This is a genomic window from Kitasatospora sp. NPDC059408, from assembly GCF_042751525.1.
Taxonomy (GTDB): Bacteria; Actinomycetota; Actinomycetes; order Streptomycetales; family Streptomycetaceae; genus Kitasatospora.
On record NZ_JBHYWI010000010.1, the window covers coordinates 60,535 to 82,773 of the forward strand.

A 22,239-nucleotide genomic window follows, 5' to 3' on the forward strand; every position below is an offset into this window, starting at 1 on the left:
CAATGCTGGCTGCGGCCGCGGCACGCACGACAGGATCGGTTCGAGCTGCGGCGCCGGTTCGGTGCCCGCGGATCGACGACCTCGGAGGATTCATGTCGCGACAGGCACCGGAACTCACACACCGTCTGGTCTCCGCTCCGGCGGGCCGGATCCACCTGGTGGAACAGGGTGACGGGCCGCTGGTGCTCCTCGTGCACGGCTTCCCGGAATCCTGGTACTCCTGGCGTCACCAGCTGCCGGCCTTGGCCGCCGCCGGATACCGGGCGGTCGCGATCGACGTCCGAGGGTACGGTCGCTCGTCCAGGCCCGAGGCTTCGACCGCGTACCGGATGCTCGACCTGGTCGAGGACAACGCGGCGGTGGTGGAGGCCCTGGGCGAGCGGTCCGCGGTGATCGTCGGGCACGACTGGGGCGCCACCATCGCGGCGAACTCGGCCCTGGCGCGGCCGGACCTCTTCCGGGCGGTGGGCTTGCTTAGCGTGCCCTACGTCCCACGCGGCGGCCCTCGGCCGAGTGAGGTCTTCGGGCGGCTGGGCGGGGACGAGGAGTTCTACGTCTCCTACTTCCAGGAGCCGGGGCGGGCCGAGGACGAGATCGAGCCCGACGTGCGCGGCTGGCTCGCCGGGTTCTACGCGGCACTGTCCGCCGACACCATGCCCGCACCCCACGCGCTGGACCCGCACTTCGTCGCGAAGGACGGGACGCTGCGCGACCGATTCCCGACGGGCCCGCTGCCTGCGTGGCTCGACGAGGCCGATCTCGACGTCTACGCAGGGGAGTTCGAGCGGACCGGCCTGACCGGCGCACTGAACCGCTACCGGAACATGGACCAGGACTGGGAGGACCTGGCCGCCTTCGACGGCGCCCCGATCACCCAGCCGTCCCTGTTCGTCGGCGGCGGCCTGGACGCCTCCACCACGTGGCTGGCCGATGCGATCGAGGCGTTCCCCGCCACCCTGCCCGGCCTGGTCGCCTCACACGTGCTCGCCGGCTGCGGCCATTGGATCCAGCAGGAACGACCCGCCGAGATCAACCGAATCCTGACCGCCTGGCTCGCCGCCCTGCCTGACAGCGTCGCCCAGGGGATGATCCACTAGCGAGTGCCGAGAGGGCCCGGCCCTGGTCGACCTTCAATCTCGAAGACCGCGGCCGGGAGGCGGCAGCCGGGACTCTCTGGAATCCTGGCCGAGAAGCGCGGTCCGGGCACACAGCGAGGAGCCGCAATGTCCGGAGAGTTCGAGGACGCGGTTGAGCGGTCCTGACCCCGCTGCGGTCCGGGACCGGTTTCCGGTCCTGCCGATGCCCCAGCCGTTCGGCCTGACGACGAAGCGTCGGCCCACCGGCGCCTCGCCGCCGTGAACGGCGCGGTCGCACCACAGGCCGCACTGCCGTTCCACCACCTGAGGAGTCCGTGATGGACCTGCGTCTCTCGGGCAAGGTCGCCGTCGTCACCGGCGCCAGCAAGGGAATCGGCCTCGCCGTGACGCAGGCACTCGCCGCCGAGGGCGTGAACGTGGTCGCGGTGGCGCGCGGCATCACCGGTCCGTTGACGGACCTCGCCCCGCGGGTGCATCCGGTCTCCGCCGATCTCACCACCGCGGACGGCCCCGCGTCCGTGGTCGAAGAAGCGGTCTCCCGGTTCGGTGGACTGGACATCCTCGTCAACAACGTCGGCGCCGTACACCCCCGCCTGGCCGGGTTCGCGTCCGTCACCGACGACGACTGGATCCAGGCGCTGACGGTCACCAACTTCTGCAAGGCCCTCTCCAAGGAGGTCGGTCCGCGCGGGGTGCGCGTCAACACGGTCAGCCCCGGGCCGGTGTCCACGTCGCTGTGGCTCGGCGACGACGGCGTCGCGGCGACGGTCGCGAAAGCGTCCGGTGGAAGCCCGGAGGACATCGCCCGGAGTGCCGCCGCGCAATCCGCGACCGGCCGCTTCAGCCTCCCGCAGGAGGTCGCAGACCTCGTCCTGCTGCTGGCCGGCGACCGGGCGGGCAACGTCACCGGGAGCGACTTCGTCATCGACGGCGGCCTCGTCCAGACGCTCTGAATCCGGCCGGCCCGCGCGACCCGGCAGAGCCGCGGACGCTCCGGCCCGGCACGGACGCCCGGGCATTGGAGACGGACCGCGTCGGCTTGGGTCCAGGCAGTTCACCGCTCGATTCCCGTCAGTGCGGCGGTCGCCTGCCACAGGGCCCTGGCCGTGGTTCCGTCCAGGCCGGCCCTGCCGGGCTTGCGCACGGTGGGGTGGCCCTTGATGCTGCCGAGGCCGTCCGGGCCGACGTAGGCGTTGCCGGGCACGTCCTGGGTCGCGGCGTACAGCGTGGGGAGGGCACCGTGTTCGGGATCGTTGAGCAGGAACCCGAGGCGGTTGACGACGTTGGCCGAGGAGTGGGCGGCCAGGGTCGTCGTGGCGATGCCGGGGTGGGCGAGCACCGACTTCACCCGGCTGCCGGACGCGGTCAGTCGCCGCTGCAGTTCCAGCGAGAACAGCACGAGGGCGAGCTTGGAGTCCCGGTAGGCGTTCATCGGATGGTACCGGCGCGAGCGCCAGTCGAAGTCGTCCACGTTCAGCTTGGACTGCCGGTGCAGTTGGCTGGTCACGCTGACGACGCGGTCGGTCAGGTGCGGCAGGAGCAGATTGGTCAGGACGAACGGGCCGGTGTAGTTCGTCGCGGTCTGCACGTCGAGACCGTCGGCGGTCCGCGCCGCCGGGACGTCCATGACACCCGCGTTGTTGACGAGGATGTCCAGATCGCCGCTCCACGCCTGGGCGAAGGACCGCACCGATCCCAGGTCGGCGACGTCCAGGTGCCGGACCTCGAACTCGCCGGGCATCCCGGCAACCGCCCGGCGGCCCTTGTCCGGGCTGCGCACCCCCAGCACGACGTGCGCGCCGACGCGCCCGAACTCGCGGGCCGCGATCAACCCGATGCCGCTGCCCGCGCCGGTGACGAGCACGGTCCTTCCGGTCAGGTCCGGCAGGTCGGCAGCCGTCCACTTGCTCATGAGCCCTCTCCCGTCTCGGTCGTCGCGGTGCCGGTCACCGTGGGTCCGCTCGTGGCGGAACGCCGTCGGATCGTTCACCTCCTCCAGTGGACGGCAGCCGGCAGCACGGATGAAGGACGAGCCCAGCCACTGATCGGCAGTCAGTGGCTGAGCGGGCGCGCGGCTGCCAGGATGGGCGTACGGCAGCTCTCGACCGACGCCGGGGGAGCGCTCGACCCTGGGAGTGCCTGGTGGAGCAGACGGTGGACCGCACCTCGTTGGGTGCCTTCCTGCGGGTCCGGCGGGAGGCCTTGCAACCCGAGGACGTGGGACTGCGCCGCGGACCGCGCCGGCGCACCCGCGGGCTGCGCCGGGAAGAAGTGGCCGAACTGTGCGACATGTCCTGCGACTACTACGCCCGCCTGGAACGCGGCAGCGGGCCGCAGCCGTCCCAGCAGATGGCGGCGGCCATCGCCCGCGGCCTGCGTCTCACCCCCGAGGAACGCGATCACCTGTTCCTGCTGTGCGGACACGGCGCCCCGCAGCGGCAGCTGCGCGGCGAGCACGTGGGCCCAGGACTGATGCGCGTCCTGGACCGGCTGCAGGACACCCCGGCCCAGGTCATGGGCCCGCTCGGCGAGACCCTGCTGCAGACGCCCCCCGCCGTGGCCCTGCTCGGGGAGCAGACCCACTACGCCGGAGCCGCCCGCAGCGCCCCCTACCGCTGGTTCACCGATCCGACCGCCCGCGAGCGCTACCTCCCCGACGACCACGAGCTCAACAGCCGAGTGAACGTCGCACTCCTGCGGGCCGCGGCCACCCGGGAGGGACCCCGGTCGCCCGCCGCCCGCCTCGTGGCGAGCCTGGTGCGCGAGAGCGGGGAGTTCGCGGCGCTGTGGGACCGCCAGGAGGTCGGCCTGAGGTGGAGCGACGCCAAACGCTTCGTCCACCCGAGTGTCGGGCGCCTCGACCTGTACTGCCAGACCCTTCAGGACCCGGACCAGTCCCAGTCCCTGCTCGTCTTCACCGCGACGCCCGGCACCGACAGCCACGAGAAACTGGCGCTGCTGAACGTCCTCGGTACCGACAGCTTCCCGGCCGGCTGAACAAGGCCACCTTCACGCGCGGGCCCTCGGCAGCTTGCCCGGCCGCTCACCCGCTCGACGTTCCGCTTTCTACGCGGTGTGCTCGCGAATGATTTCGCCGATTTGCTGGGGAAGTCCGGGAGAGAACAGTGTGTGCCCCATGCCGGGAATCGGTTGGAATCGGGAGTGAGGGATTTCCTCGGCGAGGGCACGGCCGTGCGGCAGCGGGCGCAGGGGATCTTCCGTGCCGTGCACGACCAGGGCCGGGGCCTTGATCGAGGACAGCGGAGCAAGGCGGTCCTCGGTCATGCGACGCCCGGCCAGATCGTGGTTGAGGGCCCCACTGTGGTTGCCGGTCCGGTCGAAGGAGGCTTCCACGAAGCGGCGAGCGGCAGGCTCGTCGAAGGGAAGGACGCCGCCGTTGAGTACTCGCCACGTCTCCAGGTTCGCTGTGACGTACTCCTCGCGAGTCCCCTGCGGAAGAGTGGCGCGTTGGGCGAGGTGCGCCAGGAAGCGTGCTGTGGGCGGCGGTAGGTCGCTGGGATCGGGTGCCTGGCCGGCCATGGCGCGCGCCCAGGCCGGGCCCGCGCTGTGGCCCATCGGGCCGGTCATCATCGCGGTCAGGGTCAGTACGCGTTCAGGGCGGTGCACGGCCAGCCATTGGCCGATCGCGCCGCCCAGGGACGCCCCGACGATGTGCGCGGCGGCCACCCCGTGGCCGTCGAGCACGGCCGTTGCATCGGCGGCCATGTCCGCCAGCGTGTAGGGGTGGGTGGCGAAGTCCACGCAGGTGGAACGGCCGGTGTCCCGGTGGTCGTAGCGGATGACCTGGCGCCCGCCGGCGACCAGCACATCAACCAGCTCGTCCGGCCATCCGATGCCTGATGCGGCGGTCCCCATCACCAGCAGGACTGCTGGGTCGTTCGAGTTGCCGGCCCGTTCGGTCCACAGTCGCAATTCACCGGAGCCGACAATTAATTCAGTGCTCGTATTCATGGGTGTCAACGTAGCGAACGAGGTGCCAACTTTCCATATCCCGAGCGGATATGACTTTCCGTTGCTTTCTGGTAAAATAGTGAATAGCTCGCGGAGTTCCGGATGAACGGACTGGTTCCTGTCCTCTTGCCATCGCCCGAGACGAGCCGGCCGACGACCTCGGCGATCGCCTCCGGAAAGGGCTTGAAGCCGATGGCGGCGTCCACCGCGTCGCCCCGGCAGGACGGACCGCGGGGTGGTGCCGCGCTGCTCCGAGTGGAGCCCGTGAATGGTGGACGTCTCCCCACGAACGCAGGCTGGCTTACACAGCGCCCGCACCGACCTCCCGGCGGCGGGCGGAGTCACCCGGCGTCGGTCCCGACGGGCGGCCGGGGACGACGGCGAAAGGCAGCACATGGTGGAACAGGGCGTCGGTCAGGGCTGCCTGCCGACCGTTCGCGGGATCGGCAGGTCCGTGCGGAGGCGGGTGCGGCGCAGGTACGCGCAGGGGCGTTCCCCGGGGTCTCCCACCGGGGTGGCGCTCGTCGCGGCCGGGCTGGCCCTCGTGGGGGCGCTCGGCCCGACACCCAGCAGCGCCGTGTCACCACCGGTCCGTGAGCCCCTGTCAGGAGCTTCGGCGCGGTTCGTGCCCGGGCCCTGCCCGGAGACGCCCGAGCCGGTCCCCGGGCGGTGCGGGGTACTGGAGGTGCCCGAGAACAGGGCCGGCCACCGGCACGGACGGACCGTCCGGCTGGCCGTCGCGATCATCCCGGCGGCGTCCGCGACGCCGGCCGGCGACCCGGTGGTGTTCATGGAGGGCGGCCCCGGCGGCGACGCGTTCGGGAACATCCCGTTCCTGATCGGCGCCGGCGTGAACCGGGACCGCGAGCTGATCGTCATGGCCCAGCGCGGCACCCTCCATTCGGAGCCGAACCTCGCCTGCCCGGAGATCGACCGGTTCTACGCGGGCGCCGTCGGGTTGCCCTTCAACGCGCCCTCCACCGGGGAGCTCCTGGTCCGGGCGACGAAGGAGTGCCGGGACCGCCTGACCGCCGGCGGAGCCGAACTCGCCGCCTACAACACCACCGAGAACGCAGCGGACTTCGCCGACCTGCGTGCCGCGCTGGGCATCGACCGGTGGAACGTCTACGGGTACTCCTACGGCACCAACCTCGCCCTCACCTACCTGCGCCTGTACCCCGAGGGGATCCGCTCGGTGGCGATCGACTCGGTCGCACCCCCGCCGGTCGTGAACCTGCCGTGGACCTGGGACAGCTTCCGGGAAGGGCTCGACGAGGTCTTCGCGGCCTGTGAGGCCCAGCCCGCCTGCAAGAACCGCTATCCCGACCTCCCCGGGACCGTCACCGAGCAGGTCCGGCGGCTGGAGGAACACCCCCTGACACTCACGGCGCAGCCCCCTGGGGGCGGAAACCCGGTGACGGTCGTCCTCGACGGAGGCAGCCTGGTGGACCTGCTGGTCGCCAAGGCCGTCCCGTTCGCCGACCTGCCCGCCGCTCTCGACGAACTCGCCCACGGCAATCCCGAGCGCTTCGCGCGGGCCCGCGCCGCGGGCGCGACGCCCGTCATCGGCGAATTCGCCTACGGGCTGAAGGAGTCGGTGGCCTGCGGCGAGTGGGTGCCGGGCTACTCGCGGGCCGACGTGTTGGCGGCCGGGCGCCGCAACTTCCCCGGGTGGCCGGACGCCGTCCTGGCCCAGGCGCCGCAGTTGCCCTTCCAGTACGACGTGTGCCGGGTCTGGAACGTCCCGGACCGCACCGCCGTCCAGCGGGTGGCCACCGTCAGCGACGTTCCCGCGCTCGTCATCTCCGGCACCTTCGACTCCAAGACCGGGGCGAGCTGGGGCCGGTACGCGGCCCGCACGCTGTCCCGCTCGACCGTCGTGCGGATCCCGGGCATCGGCCACTGGGTGGTTCCCCAGTCGTGCTGCGCGCAGAGCGTCCTGACCTCCTTCCTGGCGCATCCGACGGCGCCGGACACCGCCTGCGTGGCAGACCTCGCGCCCGCGCCGTTCACCATCACCCCCGAAACGGAAGCCGCATGATGTCAACTCCCGTGCCCCACCGCCGTCGCACCGCGCGACGGCTGCGGGCCACGCTGGCCGTAGCCACGGCCGGTGTCCTCGCCGTCGGCCTCGCCGCGCTGCCCGCCCGGGCCGCACCCACCCGCGCCGAGCCCGCTGCCGTACCGCCGCTCGGCACGGTCGCCCGGACGGCCGGGCGCGCCCACTTCGAGCCGGGCCCCTGCCCCAGGACGGCGGACCCGATCCCCGAGCTGGAGAAGGCCCGCTGCGGAACGCTCACGGTGCCCGAGCACCGCTCCCGCCACGACGGGCGGACGATCACCCTCGGAGTCGCGATCATCCCGGCGGCCACGAGCAGACCGGCACCCGACCCGATCGTGTGGCTCGCCGGCGGGCCCGGCGACGACGCGGTCTCCGAGATCCCCCTGGCACTCAACGGCGGCCTGAACCGCGACCGCGACGTCATCTTCATGTCCCAGCGGGGCACCTACTCGGCCGACCCGGCGCTCACCTGCGCGAACATCGACCAGTTCAACGCGGACTCCCTCGGCCTCGTCTACGGCGCGCCGTCCACCGGGCGCCTGCACGTCGACGCGACCCGCGCCTGCCGCGACGGGCTCGCGGGCCGCGGGGCCGACCTCGGCGCGTACAACAGCACCGAGAGCGCCGCCGACTACGCCGACCTGCGCGAAGCGCTGTGCATCGAGCAGTGGAACGTGTTCGGCATCTCGTACGGCTCCGACCTGGCCCTGCTCTACATGCGCCTGCACCCGCGGGGCATCCGGTCGGTCGGCATCGACGGCATCCTGCCGCCGTCCCTGGCCGGCGGGGCGGTGACGTGGAAGGCCGCACAGGAGGGATTCGACGGCCTGTTCGACGCCTGCGCGAAGCAACGTGCCTGCAACGACCGCTACCCGGACCTGAAGGCCACCTTCGAACGCCTCGTCGTCGAGCTCGAAGCCCGGCCGGCCACCACCACCGTCACCGTCCCGGGCCACCCCGGTCCGGTGGAGGTCGTGCTGGACGGCGGCGTCCTGGTGACCTGGCTGACCGCCGCCAGCCACCTGGCGGCAGGCGTGCCGCGCTCCATCGACGAGCTGGCCCACGGCAACCCGCAACGCGTGGCCGAGCAGTGGGCCGGCGGGAAGCTCAGCCCGGCGGCCTTCGGCCGGCTCTCCCACGGGCTCGCCTACGGCGTCTTCTGCAGCGAGTGGACACCGTTCGAGAGCGAGGCGGACGTCATCGAGGGCGGGCGACGCGCGTTCCCGTCGTTCCCCGACTCGGTGCTGGCCAACGCCCCGGGGCTCGCCTGGCTCCACGACGACTGCCGCGCCTGGGACGTCCCCGCCGCACCGCAGTCGGTCCGGGACGTGACGCACAGCGACATCCCGACGCTCGTCCTGTCGGGCGGGTTCGACGCCCAGACCGCAGCGAGCAACGGGCCGTACGCCGCCCGCACGCTGAGCCGGTCCACCGAGGTCACCGTCCCCTACGTCGCCCACGTGGTCTTCGCCGACTCGGCGTGCGCGCAGGAGATCACCCGCTCGTTCTTCGACACTCCTACCGCGCCGAAGACGGAATGCCTCGTGTGCCTGCGGCCGCCTGACTTCGAGATCGCGCCATAAGGCCGACCAGCCGCCTGGCGGGCGTCGGCGGTGGTGTCAGCAGCCGCACTCCTCGCCGCGCCAGGCGTCGATGCCCTCGCGGACGGCGAGGCCGGCGACGAGCAGGCCGATCGCGGGGTCGAGCCACCACAGGCCGAACAGGGCGTTGGCGAGCAGGCCGGCCAGGACGGCGGCGGCGAGGCAGGCGCACAGGAGGTTCTGGGTGCCTTCGCCGCTGGTGGCGGCCGAGTCGAGGATGGTCCCGAGGCGGCGCTTGGCCCGGCCTAGCAGCGGCATGACGATCAGGGAGGTGACGGACAGGCCGATGCCGAGCCAGCTGGTGGACGGCTTCTCGCCGGCGGCCAGCGTGGTGATGGCGTCGTAGGCGATGTAGGGGGCCAGGAGGAAGAACGTCACCGCGACGGCCTTCTGCGCGCGGGCCTCGGAGGTCTCCGACAACGTCCGGGTGCCGCTGAACCGCCAGACGACGATGACGGAGGCCAGGCCTTCGACGACGGAGTCGAGGCCGAAGCCGAGCAGGGCGACCGAGCCGGCCAGGACCGCCGCGACGAGTGCGACGGTGCCCTCGGCCGCCATGTAGCCGAGGGAGAGCCACGACAGGAGCTTCGCCTTGCGCGCCGCCTCGTGCCAGGCGGCGCTCTTCTCGACCGGCGGGCGGCAGCAGGCGTCCGTGCAGCCGGGCCCGCAGCGGCAGGCGCCCGGCTCGGCCTCGGCGGTCACCGGTCGTCCTCCTCGCGGGCGCCGTAGACGGGGCAGAGCGCGACGGCGTCGCCGGTCTCGGCCAGCACGGTCTCCGCCGCGGCGAGCAGGCCGATCAGGGAGGGTTGGGTCAGGCTGAACACCGAGGCCCGGCCGACCGGACGGGAGTCGACCAGGCCGCAGTCGCGCAGGCAGGCCAGGTGCTTGGAGACGGTGGACTGGGCCAGGCCGAGCTGCTCGACCAGATCGACCACCCGGGCTTCGCCGGCCGTGAGCCGTTGGACGATCGCCAGGCGGGCCGGGTCGCCGAGGGAGCGGAACAGGGCCGCGGCCGGTGCGAGCGCGTCCCGCCCGGCGGATGGTGGTGATGTCATCGCCATGCGGCGATGCTATCGCTACCTCGGATCAGCCTGTGGGGCGGGAGGGCCCGCCGCCGGGGCGGTGCTGGAGGTCGACCGGGTTCTCCCCGTTGTTCGGCGGCAGGGCCGGAGGGGGAGCGGGGTTCGGCGCCGTTGTGACGGACGCGTGGCTGCCTGCGGGCGCGGGCTCTTGCGAGGCCGTTCGGGTCGGGGCTGCGGTGCTGCCCTTGGGGGGTGGTGGGGAGGTCGTTGCCGCACCCGTCGAGGGCGACGCTGGTGCCGGCGTCGGTTCGGCGGGGGCGAGAGTGGGCGGAGCGCTGGTGCTTCCCGTTGCCGGGGCCGGCTGCTGAGTGGCCGGGGCCGCGCTTCGGGCGGGTGAGGCGGCACCACTGGATCCGCAGGCGGTCGCGGTGAGGGCGAGGAGCAGGGCGGCTGCCGGGACGGCGGCGGTTCTCTTCACGGGCGGTGGTCTCCGGTCTCGTACTGGCCGCGGTCGGACGTGCGCGCGGGTCGGGAGGTTCCGACTATGCCGGTGCCCGGCGCGCTCGGGAGAGCGGCCGGGCACCGGTGGTTGCGCGTGTCGTGGTCAGTTCCGGTTGTCGTCGCCCTGGCTGTTGTCGTCCTCGTACAGCGCGGTCGGGTTGATCGACCAGATGCCGCGGCCGAAGGTGGCGGCGTAGAGGCGGCCGTCCGGGCCGGTCTTGAGCTGCTGGACCGAGGTGGTGGGCAGGTTCTTGCCGAGCACCGAGAAGTTGGTCTCGCCCGGTGCGCGGTAGAAGGCGGCGAGGTCGCTGCCCAGCGCCAGCCCGCCGTTCGGCAGGAGCTTGACCGAGGTGGCCGGGACGTCGGGCAGGTTGGCCGAGACGTCGGTCCAGGTGGCGCCGCCGTCGTGGGTCTCGAAGAGGTGGCCGTTGCCGGCGCCGGGGCCCTCGGTCCAGGTCCGCGAGAAGCCGTTCATGGCGACGAACACGTGCTGCGCGTCGTTCTCGTCGACGGCGAAGGAGGAGATGTACCGGTTGGGCAGGGTGCCGTCGACCGGCAGGTTGAGCTGGTGCCACCCGGTGCCGTCGGTCTTGCCGACCGCGATGCCGCGGCTGAAGCCCTGGTTGTTGCAGGGGCCGCACCAGCCCGCGTACACGGTGCCGTTGACGGTCGCGACGGCGGTGGCGAAGTGCCCTGCGCCGAGGTCGTAGGCGCTGGTCCACTCGCTGCCGCTGCGGATCGCGTAGCCCTTGTGCTGCACCCAGATGTGCTGACCGCCGGCGATCCAGGTGTTGACGTCCTTGGGGTCGGCGGCGAGCGGGGCGATGAAGCGGGCGGAGCTGGTGGCCTTGTCGGGCGGGGCGACCTCGTAGGACGTGGCCTTGCTCGGGTCGGCGTTGCCGGAGCCGTCGTTGACGGCGCAGTTCTGGGTGACCCACATGTCGAGGTAGACGTACTCCTGGGCGATGTTGCAGCCGTTGGCCGGGTCGACCAGGGTGTCGGCACCGTCGCCGCCGAAGTTGGAGCCCATCACCTTGTCGTGGGCGCGCAGGATCGATTCGCCGTTGTCCTGGAGGCCGCCGCTGACGATGACGCCCTTGCCGGTGCGGTCCGCCGGGTCCTTGCCGACGCCGACCGAGTAGTACTGCAGGGTGTCGATGGTGCCGTCGGCCAGGGACTTCCAGTCCGTGGCGTGGCCGGAGGCGTCGGCCGCGCCGTTGACCGGCCGGGTGTAGATGCCGCCGTCGTTGCCGACGTACACGCTCGCCTTGCCGTGGTAGGTGCCGATGGCGACGGCGTGCTGGTCGGAGTGGGTGGTGGGCGAGCAGTCGCCGGTCACCTTGGTGGGGTCGATGCTCCAGCACGGGAAGGTGAAGTTCCAGTACGGGCCGGGAACGGACCAGCTGGTGCCGCCGTCCTTCGTCTCCAGCACCTCCTCCAGACCCGCGTAGACGTGGTCCGGGTTGGCCGGGTCGACCTGGAGGAACTGGTTGTACCAGGACTGGATGCCCGGCTGGTAGCCGGCGCCCTGGAGGGCGGAGCCCGAGTTCTTGATCTTGTCCTTGTCCGCGATCAGCTTCCACGGGCCGGACGGCGAACCGGACTTGGAGACGTAGATGCCCTTGAGCCCGGTGTCGGGGTTGTGCGCCATGACGTCCGGGGACTGGTCGATGGCGTAGTAGCGCGAGCCGTCCGCGGAACGGGCGAACGTGACGTTGCCGACGTTCGCCGCGTCGGTGGGCAGGTCGCCGAGGGAGGCGACGCGCTGCCAACTGCCGTCCGCGGCCTTGCTGTAGAAGCCGTTGTAGGTGTCGCCGCCGCGCCAGCCGACGGCCAGGATCACCTTGGACGGGTCCTTGGGGTCGATCGCGATGTCGTTGGCGATGTTCTTGTACGGCGCACTCGGGTCGGCCGCCTTCGAACCCCCGGGCAGGTACTCGGGGTTGGGCGCGAACTCCTGCGTCCACGGGCCGGAGAGGTCGGTGGCGGAGTGGCTCCACACACCCCGGCTGGTCGCCGCCCACACCTTGTCGCCGCCGAAGCGCAGCGCGTGGATGATGGTGGACTCCAGCTCGGCGCCGCCGACCCGGTTGCCGGGCTGGAACTTGCCGTGCTTGGGGTCGGACAGCACGTACACACCGGTGCCGACGTAGGAGGTGGCGCCGGTGTTGGACTCGCCGGTGGCGTACCAGAGCCGGCCGCCCTCGTCGAGGTTCAGCGTGCCCGTCGACAGCGACGGCAGCTTGTCCGCGATCGGCTCCCACTGTCCGCCGCCCGTCCGGGAACGGAACACCCCGCCGTCGGCACCGCCCGCGTAGACGTAGCCGTCGTCGTCGGCCGCGATGCCGGTGATCCGGCCGGTGGTGTACCCGGCGCCGCCGCTGGAGTTGGAGTTGGCGTCCCGGTAGCGCGGGTCGTCCTCGTTGTACGGCTTGTCGGTGACGTGCTTCCACGAGCCGTCGGTGTGCGGCATCGACTTCAGCTGCGCCCAGGCCGCGCCGTACGCGCCCGGTGCGACGACGCCGGGGGCGGTGCGGGCCTCGGTGTACTGCGCGGTGCCCTCGGCGGAGTTCTCGGCCTCGTCCGCGCCGCCGTCGCCCCCGCCCGGGGTGTCGGCCTTGGCGGAGAAGGTGTGCTTGGCGGTGCCGGTGCTGGGGCTGGTGCCCTTGACCTTCGCGGCGTGCTTCTGGCCGACCTCGTCGAGGTGCTGCGCCTGGTGCGGGCGGGGGTCGGACGTGCCGGGCGCGGCGAGGGCCTGGGTGGTGGTCAGTCCGAGCGCGGTGAGCGTGACGGCGGGCAGCAGCAGCCGTCGGCGTTGCCTGTTGGGCACGATGGTGGGTCCTCCCCATGCGGCCGGGTCGCGCGGTCGCGCTGCCCCGGCGGAATCAGACCGAAGCTTTGCGGCTCACGGGGCCAGAGTGAAGGGAGTGGGCATAACGAATGCTTAAAACCAAATCAGTTAAGAAAGTTGAAGGACAACAGAAAAGCCCCGCCTTTCCGCGCCCGGGCGGGAAGCCGAGGCGGGAAGGCGGGGTTGGAGCGGTCAGCGGCAGCTCTGCAGTGCGCTCAACGGAGCGTCAGCGGTTGTTGGCGGGACGACCCGTCGGCGGCCGGAGCGGTCGTCGTCGGTCGTGTGGTGCGACGGGACCGCGGCCTCGATGAAGTGAGGGCCGCGGTCCCGTTCGTTCAGCGGGTGGCGGGGAACGGAAGCGTCCGGCCCGGGACCGGCGTCGGCTGGCCGGCACCCGTGGGGCCGGGCTGGTTCGTCGGCCCGGGGCCGGGGGCGAAGCGGTCGGGTTCGGCGTCGACCGGGTTGTCGGAGTCGTGGCTCGGGGTGGCGGCGGGTGCCGGAGAGGACTTGGCCGGGTTGCGGGTGGCGCCCCGGGCGAAGGTCGGGGTTGCGACGGGGTGGGACGGGCCCGGTGTTCCGACAGGGGCGCCGTTGGGTGCGGGCGTCTCGGTGGGGCCGGCCGACGGCGCTGCGACCGGTGTGCCGGTGCTCGTGCCGCTACCGGGCGCCGGAGCGGTGGCCGGCCGGCCGGCGGCTGCGGGTGTGGTCCAGGCGGGGCCGTGTGCGGCGGGGCGGTCGTCGTCGGAGAGCAGCGCGAATGTGGTGGCACCGGCGGCGAGGGCGAGGAGGCCGGCCGCGGTTCCCAGGATCAGGCGCTTGCGCATGCCGGGATCCTCCTTACTGGCGTACTGACGGGTGTGGAGCGGTGGGCGGGCGCCCGGTGCCGCGTGGCACCGGGCGCCGGAGGAGCGGGGTGGGTCACGTCGTGGGCTGCGGGGGCAGGGTCCAGGTCCACGCGCCGCGTCCGTGGGTGGAGACGAGCAGGTACGAGCTGTCCGGAGCGACGGCGAGGTCGCCGACCGGGGTGTTGGGCAGTCCGGTGCCCAGCCGGTACCAGGTGGAGGGGGCGGTCGGCGAGGCGGTGAGGACGCCGTTGTCGGTGCCGACGATCAGCGAGCCCAGGGCGATCTTGACGGCGTTGACCGGTGCGTCGGGCAGGTTGCCGCTGATGTCCGTCCAGGTGGCGCCACCGTCGTGGGACTCGAAGACGTGGCCGGTGCCGGCGCCGTCGATCCAGTGCCGGCTGTAGGAGCCGTAGACGGCGACGACGTGCGCGGCGTCGGCCTGGTCGGCGGAGATCGCGGTGACCACGCGGTTGGGCAGGTTGGGCGCCTGGACCTGGTGCCAGGTGCCGCCGTAGTTGGTGGCGATGCCGGAGACGAACGGCGAGCCGCCGCCGGGGTTGCAGCCGTTGCCGGTGCCGCACCAGCCGGCGTACGTCACGGCGCCGTCGGCGGTCACGGCGGTGGCGGCGTTGCCGGCGCCGAGGTCGAAGACCGGCTGCCAGTCGCAGGCCGCGCCGGTGCAGGCGGTGGACCAGCCCTTGCCCTGGTTGTCCCACACGTAGCGGCCGCCGGCCACCCAGTGCTGGACGTTGGCGACGTCCGCGCCGAACGGGGCGACGAAGCGGCCGTCCTTCTCGCACGGCGTGGTCGTCGACGTCGGCTTGAAGTTGGTGCAGTTGGGGCTGATGTTGTACCAGGTGTGGCCGCCGTCGAGCGTCTTGGCGAGGGCCAGGTTGGTGTACTCGGCGACGCTGTAGCGGCCGTCCTGCGGGGCGACGATCACGTTGAAGCCGTCGCCGCCCTTGGGCTCGTACATCGCCGGGTCGCCCGGGACGGAGACCGAGTAGCCGTTGTCCTGGAGGCCGCCCCAGAAGATGTCGCCGGTGCCGGCGGTGTTCTTCCCGGTCTGGCCGCCGTAGTACTGGAGGGTGCGCAGGCCCGCGTTGAGGTCGTTGAAGCCGCCGACCTGGGCGCGGGTGGCGGAGGGCCGGGACCAGACGCCGCCGTCGCTGCCGAAGTACGTGGTCCCGTCGGGGGCGACGACGGCGGCGTGGTGGTCGGGGTGGGTGGTGTTGGGGCAGCTGAACTGGCTCGGGTCGTAGCTGAAGCAGCTGTAGGTGTTGTTCCACCAGTACGGGCCGATGGCCGTCCAGGTGGAGCCGGAGTCGGAGGTCTCGTAGAGGTCCTCCAGGCCGACGTACAGGTGGGTGTCGTCCGCCGGGTCGACGACGAGGTACTGGTCGTACCACGCCTGGCCGCCGACGGTTCCGGCGGTGGCGCCCGCGTTCTTGAGCGCGGCGCCGTCCGCGAGCCTGGTCCACGGGCCGTTCGGGTCACCGGTGCCGGACACGTAGACACCCGCCAGCGCCACCGTGGTCGGGTCCTCGACGACGGCGAAGAGCTTGCCGCCGTCGGAGGTGAAGCCGAGGGTGGTGCGGCCGACCTGCGCCTGGGTCAGGTCGCCCGAGACGGTGGCCTTGTTCCAGGTGCCGGAGTCGCCGTTCGCGGTGGAGTAGTAGACGCCGTTGTAGCCGAGGTCGTCGGCCTTGGTGCCGCCGCGCCAGCCGAGGACGGCGACCAGGCTCTGGCCGTTGCTGTTCGGCTGCACGCGGACGTCGGTGATCCAGGAGGTGCGGTAGGGCGAGTTGCCGGGGTTCGGGTCCGGCTTGAGGACCGTCTCCCAGGCGCCGTCCGTGGTGGCGGCGTCGTGGCGGATGAGGCCCTGGTTGGTGGCGGCGTAGACCTTGCTGCCGGCGAACTCGATGTGCGTCACGAGGCTGTTGGTGAGCCCGGTGCCGGCCTGGGTCCAGGTCTGTCCGCCGTCGGTGGAGCGGTACAGGCCGGTGCCGCCGACGCCGTCCGAGTTGGAGTTGCCCTCGCCGGTGCCGACCCACACCGAGTGGTCGGCCGGGTTGACGGCCACCGCGCCGATGGCGAGGCTCGGCTGGTCGTCGAACAGCGGGGTCCAGGTCTGGCCCTGGTCGGTGGTCTTCCAGACGCCGCCGCCGGCGGTGCCGAGGTAGACCGTGGCGCCGTCGGCGGCCAGCGCGGTCGCGCGCCCGGAGACCACGTCGTGACCGGCCCACCAAGGGCCCTGCGCGTAGGCGGAGTTCTGCGACTGGTACGGCAGGTCGTTCTTCTGCTGCCAGGCCACGGCGGCACCGGTCACCGGCATGGCGGCGGCGTCCTTCGCGGCGGCGGTCACGGCCTCGGAGCTCACCGAGGTGCCGGGCGCGGTACGGGCGACGTTCGCCTGGGCGGAGGCGGCGAGGATGTCGGCGCTCTCACCGGCCATGCCGCAGTGGCCGGGCCGGGCGTCCGGATCGGCGTCGGCGTCCTTGCCGGTGTCCTTGTCCGCGTCCCGGTCGGCGTCCCGGTCGGCGTCCGGATCGTGCGCCGCGCCGCAGGCGGCGGCCCGGTCGTGGTCGAAGTCGAGGTAGCGGTCGAGGTCCAGGCCGCTCGCCGCGGTGGCGGCGATGAGCAGGACGGGCAGGGCAGTGGCGATGGCTATTCGCCGTCTGCTCCAGCGGGTACGCAATGAGGGCATGCGCGGCTCCCGGGGAGGAGGAGGTGCGTGGGGACGCGCCATTCTCAGCAACCGCTCAGGCTTTTCCCAGACTTGTTGCAGGAACCGTTATTCAGTGAATGAACCGCCGTGGCCTGCGCAGGAAACCGCAGGTGGACCGGCCTGCGGCATTCCGTGCACACAGGGAAATCGGACCGCGTGGGCGTGACGCGGATCACGGTTTGCCCGCCCTGTCCGCGCCCTTCCGGTCGCCACTGTGTTGCGCGGCCGATCGCGGCGCTGGTGAGGCGCGGGGTCGTCTCCCGGGTGACGGACGGACAGGTCGGCTCCCGTCTGCCCGCCTTCCCGCGTTCCCGCCAGGGCGGCAATCGAACGCCGATCCGGCGGCAATCCGGTCCGCCGACGCTGGGAGCGACCGGTCACGGGGCCGGTCCGGAGAGCGAGGAACGAGGAGCAGGAGGAACGATGAGGAAGGTACTCACCACTGCGGTCGCCACCGCGGCGTTCGCCACGGCCACGCTCGTGGCTGCCGCGCCGTCCGCCCATGCCTTGTCGAGCGGCGTGCTGCTCAAGAACGTGTTCAACGGCCGCTGTCTGGACCCCAGCGGCACCGGGAACGGGATCGGCGTCTTCCTGGTGGACTGCGACCCCAACAGCGCCTACCAGCGCTGGACCATGGTCTGGATGGACAGTCCGCAGGGCGCCTACTACGAGCTGGTCAACGCGGAGAGCGGCCGGTGCCTCGACGCGGCCTGGCAGGACATCGGCGGCAACGGGACCAAGATGCAGCTCTGGGACTGCTACGGCGTGGGACAGAGCAACCAGCTGTGGAAGTTCACCCGGGCGACCAACGACCCCCTCGTCTACAACCTGACCGTCCAGACCAACGGCCGCTGTCTGGACGGCGCCTACGAGGAGATCTACTACAACCACGGCAAGACCCAGCTGTGGGACTGCTACGGCCCGGGCCAGGTGAACCAGCTCTGGCGGATCTCCTGACCCGCCCGATCCGGCACGTGCCGACGGCCCGCCGGTACCGGACCGGCGGGCCGTCGGCAGGCTGCCGGCGGAGCGTCAGCAGACGCGGGTGGTCTTCCAGGAGTTGTGCCACGTCAGAGCAGGAGTTGTGCCACGTCAGAGCGAGTTAGTGGGCACTGTGACAACGGGTTCGAGTGGCCGGGGCACAGTCACGTACGGCGACGGCTATGGCACCTGGACGGGGGCGCCGCATTCGGGGCAGCGGAACGGGTGGCGTTCGGCCAGGGTGCGGCGGATCCAGTTGACGACCCACGGGAAGGTGATCCTCGGTAGGTCCCTGGTGGCCTCGACCGTTCCGTGGGTGGGGCAACGGCCCCTCCGCGTCTGGGTTTCGGTCGGCATGGGTGGTGCTCCTCACGTGCCGCGCGGCAGCCAGCTGAAGCGGCGCAGTGCCACGACGAGGCCGGCGGCTCCCCATGCGGCGACGATCAGCAGGTCGGTGCCGGCGAAGCCCGCGCCCGTGGTGTGCGGGTTGTAGGCGGTGAGCAGCGCCTCGACGAGGTGGTGGACGGGGAAGACGTCGCCGACGACGGTCAGCCAGTGGGGGAGGATCGAGGTCGCGATGAAGACGCCGGAGATGAAATACAGCGGCAGCATGATGGCCTGGGTGATGGGCTGGGCGGCGTCCTCGTTGCGGATGACGGACGTCAGCGCGTAGCCGAGGCAGCAGAACGAGACGGTGCCGACGATGACGGCCACCGCGAGGGCGGGTGCGGTCCGGGCGGGCACGTGGGCGCCGTACGCGGCCCAGCCGATGACCAGCAGCAGGACGGTGATGCCGATCGACACGACGATGGCGGTGAGCGTCCGGCCGGCGATGACGGCGGCGGCGGGGACGGGGGTGGCGCGGCGGCGTTTGAGGACGCCGGACTCGCGCTGGGCGGTCACCGAGATGACCAGGTTGACGAAGGACGCGGCGATGATCCCGAGGGTGATGATGCCCGGGACGTAGTAGACCGAGGTGTCGATGGTGCCGCCGGAGACCTTGACGGTGTTGTTCTGGCGGCCGAACACCGAGGCGAAGATGATCAGGAAGAGCACCGGGAGCGCGAGCGTGAAGAACCGCGACTGCGGGTTGCGGAGGAACGCACGCAGGTCGTAAGGGAATTGGTGCAGGGCGAGGCGTAAGACGTCGCGCGCCGAGCTGCGGGCGTGGGCGGCGGTCATCATGCGGCCTCCGTATGCCGTGGCGCATCCGGGGAGTCCGGGGGTTCGACGGGCGGTGCGTCCGTCCCGCGTTCGGTGAGCGCCAGGTAGACGTCTTCGAGGCTCGGGCGGCGGACCTCCAGGTCGGGCAGGTCGTGGCCGTCGGCCTCGGCCCAGGCGATCAGCGGTCCGAGGACGGCGAGCGGACGGGTGGAGCGCAACACCATGTGGTCGGAGCCGCCGGTGCCGTCCGCGTGGGCGGTCACGGCGTCGTGCCCGGCGCCGTGCACGACGGCGTCCCGTACGGCGCCGGGCAGCGCGGCCGCGGAGGTCCCCGGCGGCAGGGTGAAGGTGATCTCGGCGGCGGCCCGCTGGCGTCCGCCGAGGGTGCCGGGCGGGCCCGCGGCGACGATCCGGCCCTCGGAGATCACCATGACGTGGTCGGCGAGGTGCTCGGCCTCGTCCATGAAGTGGGTGGTCAGGAAGACCGTCACGCCCAGTGAGCGGAGTCCGGCGATCATGTCCCAGGCGGCCCGCCGGGCGGAGGGGTCGAAGCCGGTGGTGGGCTCGTCCAGGAACAGGAGTTCGGGGTCGCCGATGAGCGAGAGCGCCACGTCCAGGCGGCGTCGCTGCCCGCCGGAGAGGCGGGTCGCGGTGGCGTCGGCCTGGTCGGCGAGGCCGACCAGCTCCATCGTCTCGTCGATCCCGCGCGGTGACGGGTAGTAGCCGGCGTAGAGCCGGAGGCACTCGGCGACGGTGAGGTCCCGCTCGGGGCGCGACTCCTGGAGGACGACGCCGATCCGGGCCCGCCACGGCGGCCCGGCGTGCGCCGGGTCCTCGCCGAGGACGGTCACCTCGCCGGCGGTGCGGCGGCGGTAGCCTTCGAGGATCTCGACGGTCGTGGTCTTCCCGGCGCCGTTCGGGCCGAGGAACGCGAACACCTCGCCGCGTCGGACCTCCAGATCGATGCCGCGCACGGCTTCGAAGGAGTCGTAGCGCATGCGGAGGCCGGAGACGGTGATGACGGGATCGCCGGTGCCGGTCGAAGTACCCATGCTCAACCAAAGCGGTTACGGGCAGGCGGGCACGAACACCCACCTCTTGCCACTCTCAACGTATAGCGCAAGGGGGGCCTTGCGGCAAGGCCCCCCTCCTCCCGCAGACTTACCGCCTCAACGCCGAGAACTGCGGAAACGGGAGATTCACGAAGTGCGTGCGCGTTTGTCCTCCACCGATGCCACCTACCCCCTGTCCAGCGGCGTTTTCGACCTTCCCGAGCGTCTCGCCGCCAAGGCCGACCCGGCCCTGATCGCCCGCGACGAGGCGCACTTCGCCGCCATCGCGGAGAGCCTGGAACAGACGATCGCCGAACTCTCCGAGGGCCTGGAAGCGGTGCGCCGCGCGCCGGGCGGCCTCGGCCGGGGCGCGCTGGACCGGGACACCGAGGTGCACCGGCTCACCGGCCGGCTCCGCGCCCTGCGCCGCTTCGGCGCGGACCTGTGCCTCGGGCACGTCGTCGGTGCCGACGACGGCGAGCCCGTGTACATCGGGCGCCTCGGCCTGACCGACAGCACCGGCCGCCGCCTGCTGCTCGACTGGCGCGCCCCGGCCGCCGAACCGTTCTTCGCCGCCACCCACGCCAACCCGATGGGCCTGGCCAGCCGTCGCCGCTACCGCTGGACGCGCGGGCGGATCGCCGACTACTGGGACGAGGTGTTCACCGCGGACGGCCTCGAAGGGCGCGCCGCGCTCGACGACCAGTCCGCGTTCATCGCGAGCCTCGGCAGCAACCGTTCGGAGCGCATGCGCGACGTGCTCGCCACCATCCAGGCCGACCAGGACGCCATCATCCGCGCCGGCTCGCGCGGTGCCCTCGTCGTCGACGGCGGCCCGGGCACCGGCAAGACCGTCGTCGCCCTGCACCGCTCCGCCTACCTGCTGTACTCGGACCCGCGCCTCGGGCACCGGCGCGGCGGCGTGCTCTTCGTCGGCCCGCACCAGCCGTACCTGGCGTACGTCTCCGACGTGCTCCCCAGCCTCGGGGAGGAGGGCGTGCGGACGTGCACCCTGCGCGACCTCGTGCCCGAGGGCGCCTCGGCCGGGACCGAGCCGGACCCGGAGGTCGCCCGCCTCAAGTCCTCGGCGGACCTGGTCAAGGCCGTCGAGAAGGCCGTCGCGATCTACGAGGAGCCGCCCGCCGAGGGCATGACCGTCGAGACCTACTGGGACGACCTCTGGCTGAGCGCCGCGGACTGGGCCGAGGCCTTCGCGGCGCCCGAGCCCGGCACCCCGCACAACGAGGCGCGCGAGCAGATCTGGGAGGAGCTCGTCACGATCCTCCTCGACAAGATGGATGCCACGGACGACGACGAGGGCGACGGCGGCTTCTCCCCGGCGATGTTCCGCCGCTCGCTGCGCCAGAACAAGGACCTGGTCACCACCCTCAACCGGGCGTGGCCCATGCTCGACGCCACCGACCTCGTCGGCGACCTCTGGACGGTCCCCGCCTACCTGCGCCTCTGCGCGCCCTGGCTCGCCCCGGAGGACGTCAGGAAGCTCCAGCGCGCCGACGCCCAGGCCTGGACGGTCTCCGACCTGCCGCTCCTCGACGCCGCCCGCCGGCGCCTCGGCGACCGCGAGGCCGCCGGCCGCCGGCGCCGTCACGAGGCCGCGCTCGCCGCCGAACGCGCGCGCATGGCCGACGTCATCGACCACATCCTCGAAGCCGACGAGGACGGCGAGGGCGCCGTCACCATGCTGCGCGGGCAGGACCTGCGCGACAGCCTCGTCGACGTCGACGCCGCCGGGCCCGTCGCCGACCCGGAGCCCTACGCCGGCCCGTTCGCCCACATCGTCGTCGACGAGGCGCAGGAACTCACCGACGCCGAGTGGCAGATGCTGCTCCTGCGCTGCCCGTCCCGCAGCTTCACCATCGTCGGCGACCGCGCCCAGGCCCGGCACGGCTTCACCGAGCCGTGGCGCGAGCGGCTGGAGCGCGCCGGGCTCGACCGAATCGAGGTGGCCTCGCTCGGCGTCAACTACCGGACGCCGGAGGAGGTCATGACCGAGGCCGAGCCGGTGATCCGGGCAGTGCTGCCGGACGCCAACGTGCCGACGTCCATCCGCAGCAGCGGGATTCCCGTCACGCACGGGGGAGTCGGGGAGCTGGAGTCCGTCCTGGACGGCTGGCTGGCCGAGCACGCCGAGGGCGTCGCGTGCGTCATCGGGGATCCCTCGTTCGAGGAGCGGCCGCGGGTGCGGTCGTTGACGCCGGAGCTGTCGAAGGGGCTGGAGTTCGACCTGGTCGTCCTCGTCGACCCGGAGGCCTTCGGGGAAGGGATCGAGGGCGCCGTCGACCGCTACGTCGCGATGACGCGGGCCACGCAGCGACTGGTGGTGCTCACGAGCCGCCTGTAAC

Annotated in this window: 18 protein-coding genes; 7 read left to right on the forward strand and 11 right to left on the reverse strand. The window is 72.2% G+C overall.

All coding sequences use genetic code 11. From position 1 onward, the window contains the following. Positions 1-92: 92 nt before the first annotated feature. Both ACFXDE_RS09520 and ACFXDE_RS09525 read left to right on the forward strand, forming a co-directional pair. Positions 93-1,097 carry an alpha/beta fold hydrolase gene (locus ACFXDE_RS09520; RefSeq protein WP_380492524.1) on the forward strand — a complete coding sequence of 335 codons (1,005 nt, stop codon included), beginning with the start codon at positions 93-95 and terminating at the stop codon, positions 1,095-1,097. Positions 1,098-1,414: 317 nt separating this feature from the next. After that, on the forward strand, positions 1,415-2,050 hold the full coding sequence (locus ACFXDE_RS09525; protein WP_380492526.1) for an SDR family oxidoreductase: 636 nt from the start codon (positions 1,415-1,417) through the stop codon (positions 2,048-2,050). Positions 2,051-2,151: 101 nt separating this feature from the next. On the opposite strand, the gene ACFXDE_RS09530 is transcribed toward ACFXDE_RS09525, so the two are convergent. Continuing rightward, positions 2,152-3,009, reverse strand: a complete 858-nt coding sequence (locus ACFXDE_RS09530) for an SDR family NAD(P)-dependent oxidoreductase (RefSeq protein ID WP_380492528.1) — start codon at positions 3,007-3,009, stop codon at positions 2,152-2,154. Positions 3,010-3,239: 230 nt separating this feature from the next. Between ACFXDE_RS09530 and ACFXDE_RS09535 the strand changes: the two genes are divergently transcribed. Next, complete coding sequence (locus ACFXDE_RS09535; protein ID WP_380492530.1) at positions 3,240-4,094, forward strand: helix-turn-helix transcriptional regulator; 855 nt, start codon at positions 3,240-3,242, stop codon at positions 4,092-4,094. A gap of 69 nt (positions 4,095-4,163) precedes the next feature. Here the strand turns inward: ACFXDE_RS09535 and ACFXDE_RS09540 are convergent, their stop codons facing one another. Together ACFXDE_RS09540 and ACFXDE_RS09545 are read right to left on the reverse strand one after the other, a co-directional pair. Then, positions 4,164-5,069 (reverse strand): alpha/beta fold hydrolase, encoded by a 906-nt coding sequence (locus ACFXDE_RS09540; protein WP_380492532.1) that lies wholly within the window; start codon positions 5,067-5,069, stop codon positions 4,164-4,166. Between the two features lie 5 nt (positions 5,070-5,074). Then, positions 5,075-5,275 carry a hypothetical protein gene (locus ACFXDE_RS09545; RefSeq protein ID WP_380492534.1) on the reverse strand — a complete coding sequence of 67 codons (201 nt, stop codon included), beginning with the start codon at positions 5,273-5,275 and terminating at the stop codon, positions 5,075-5,077. A gap of 479 nt (positions 5,276-5,754) precedes the next feature. On the opposite strand from ACFXDE_RS09545, the gene ACFXDE_RS09550 reads away from it, so the two are divergent. Then, the gene (locus ACFXDE_RS09550; protein ID WP_380492536.1) at positions 5,755-7,110 is read left to right on the forward strand and encodes an alpha/beta fold hydrolase; all 1,356 of its coding nucleotides are present in this window, start codon (positions 5,755-5,757) and stop codon (positions 7,108-7,110) included. A gap of 11 nt (positions 7,111-7,121) precedes the next feature. Then, positions 7,122-8,714 carry an alpha/beta fold hydrolase gene (locus ACFXDE_RS09555; protein ID WP_380492538.1) on the forward strand — a complete coding sequence of 531 codons (1,593 nt, stop codon included), beginning with the start codon at positions 7,122-7,124 and terminating at the stop codon, positions 8,712-8,714. A 36-nt stretch (positions 8,715-8,750) separates the two neighbouring features. On the opposite strand, the gene ACFXDE_RS09560 is transcribed toward ACFXDE_RS09555, so the two are convergent. From ACFXDE_RS09560 to ACFXDE_RS09580, 5 genes are all read right to left on the reverse strand, one after another. After that, positions 8,751-9,434, reverse strand: a complete 684-nt coding sequence (locus tag ACFXDE_RS09560) for a cation transporter (protein ID WP_380492540.1) — start codon at positions 9,432-9,434, stop codon at positions 8,751-8,753. Then, on the reverse strand, positions 9,431-9,793 hold the full coding sequence (locus ACFXDE_RS09565; protein WP_380492542.1) for an ArsR/SmtB family transcription factor: 363 nt from the start codon (positions 9,791-9,793) through the stop codon (positions 9,431-9,433). Before ACFXDE_RS09565 ends, ACFXDE_RS09560 begins: the two co-directional genes overlap by 4 nt. A 565-nt stretch (positions 9,794-10,358) precedes the next feature. Beyond that, complete coding sequence (locus ACFXDE_RS09570) at positions 10,359-13,085, reverse strand: glycosyl hydrolase (protein ID WP_380492544.1); 2,727 nt, start codon at positions 13,083-13,085, stop codon at positions 10,359-10,361. 356 nt (positions 13,086-13,441) lie between these two features. After that, entirely contained in the window at positions 13,442-13,930 is a 489-nt protein-coding gene (locus ACFXDE_RS09575) for a hypothetical protein (RefSeq protein WP_380492546.1), read from the reverse strand. Positions 13,931-14,024: 94 nt separating this feature from the next. Then, complete coding sequence (locus tag ACFXDE_RS09580) at positions 14,025-16,658, reverse strand: hypothetical protein (protein WP_380492548.1); 2,634 nt, start codon at positions 16,656-16,658, stop codon at positions 14,025-14,027. A gap of 444 nt (positions 16,659-17,102) precedes the next feature. On the opposite strand from ACFXDE_RS09580, the gene ACFXDE_RS09585 reads away from it, so the two are divergent. After that, positions 17,103-17,636 (forward strand): RICIN domain-containing protein, encoded by a 534-nt coding sequence (locus ACFXDE_RS09585; RefSeq protein WP_380445418.1) that lies wholly within the window; start codon positions 17,103-17,105, stop codon positions 17,634-17,636. Positions 17,637-17,840: 204 nt separating this feature from the next. Here the strand turns inward: ACFXDE_RS09585 and ACFXDE_RS09590 are convergent, their stop codons facing one another. Genes ACFXDE_RS09590 through ACFXDE_RS09600 form a run of 3 tightly spaced genes read right to left on the reverse strand, consistent with a single transcriptional unit; the run spans position 17,841 to position 19,876 of the window. After that, positions 17,841-18,017: a hypothetical protein gene (locus ACFXDE_RS09590; protein ID WP_380492550.1), complete on the reverse strand. Its 177-nt coding sequence runs from the start codon at positions 18,015-18,017 to the stop codon at positions 17,841-17,843. Between the two features lie 12 nt (positions 18,018-18,029). Next, entirely contained in the window at positions 18,030-18,845 is an 816-nt protein-coding gene (locus ACFXDE_RS09595; RefSeq protein ID WP_380492552.1) for an ABC transporter permease, read from the reverse strand. Then, on the reverse strand, positions 18,842-19,876 hold the full coding sequence (locus ACFXDE_RS09600; protein WP_380492554.1) for an ABC transporter ATP-binding protein: 1,035 nt from the start codon (positions 19,874-19,876) through the stop codon (positions 18,842-18,844). Before ACFXDE_RS09600 ends, ACFXDE_RS09595 begins: the two co-directional genes overlap by 4 nt. 154 nt (positions 19,877-20,030) lie before the next feature. Here ACFXDE_RS09600 and helR point away from each other — a divergent pair, with 154 nt between their 5' ends. After that, positions 20,031-22,238: an RNA polymerase recycling motor ATPase HelR gene (gene helR, locus ACFXDE_RS09605; RefSeq protein ID WP_380492556.1), complete on the forward strand. Its 2,208-nt coding sequence runs from the start codon at positions 20,031-20,033 to the stop codon at positions 22,236-22,238. The last annotated feature ends 1 nt before the right edge of the window (position 22,239 follow it).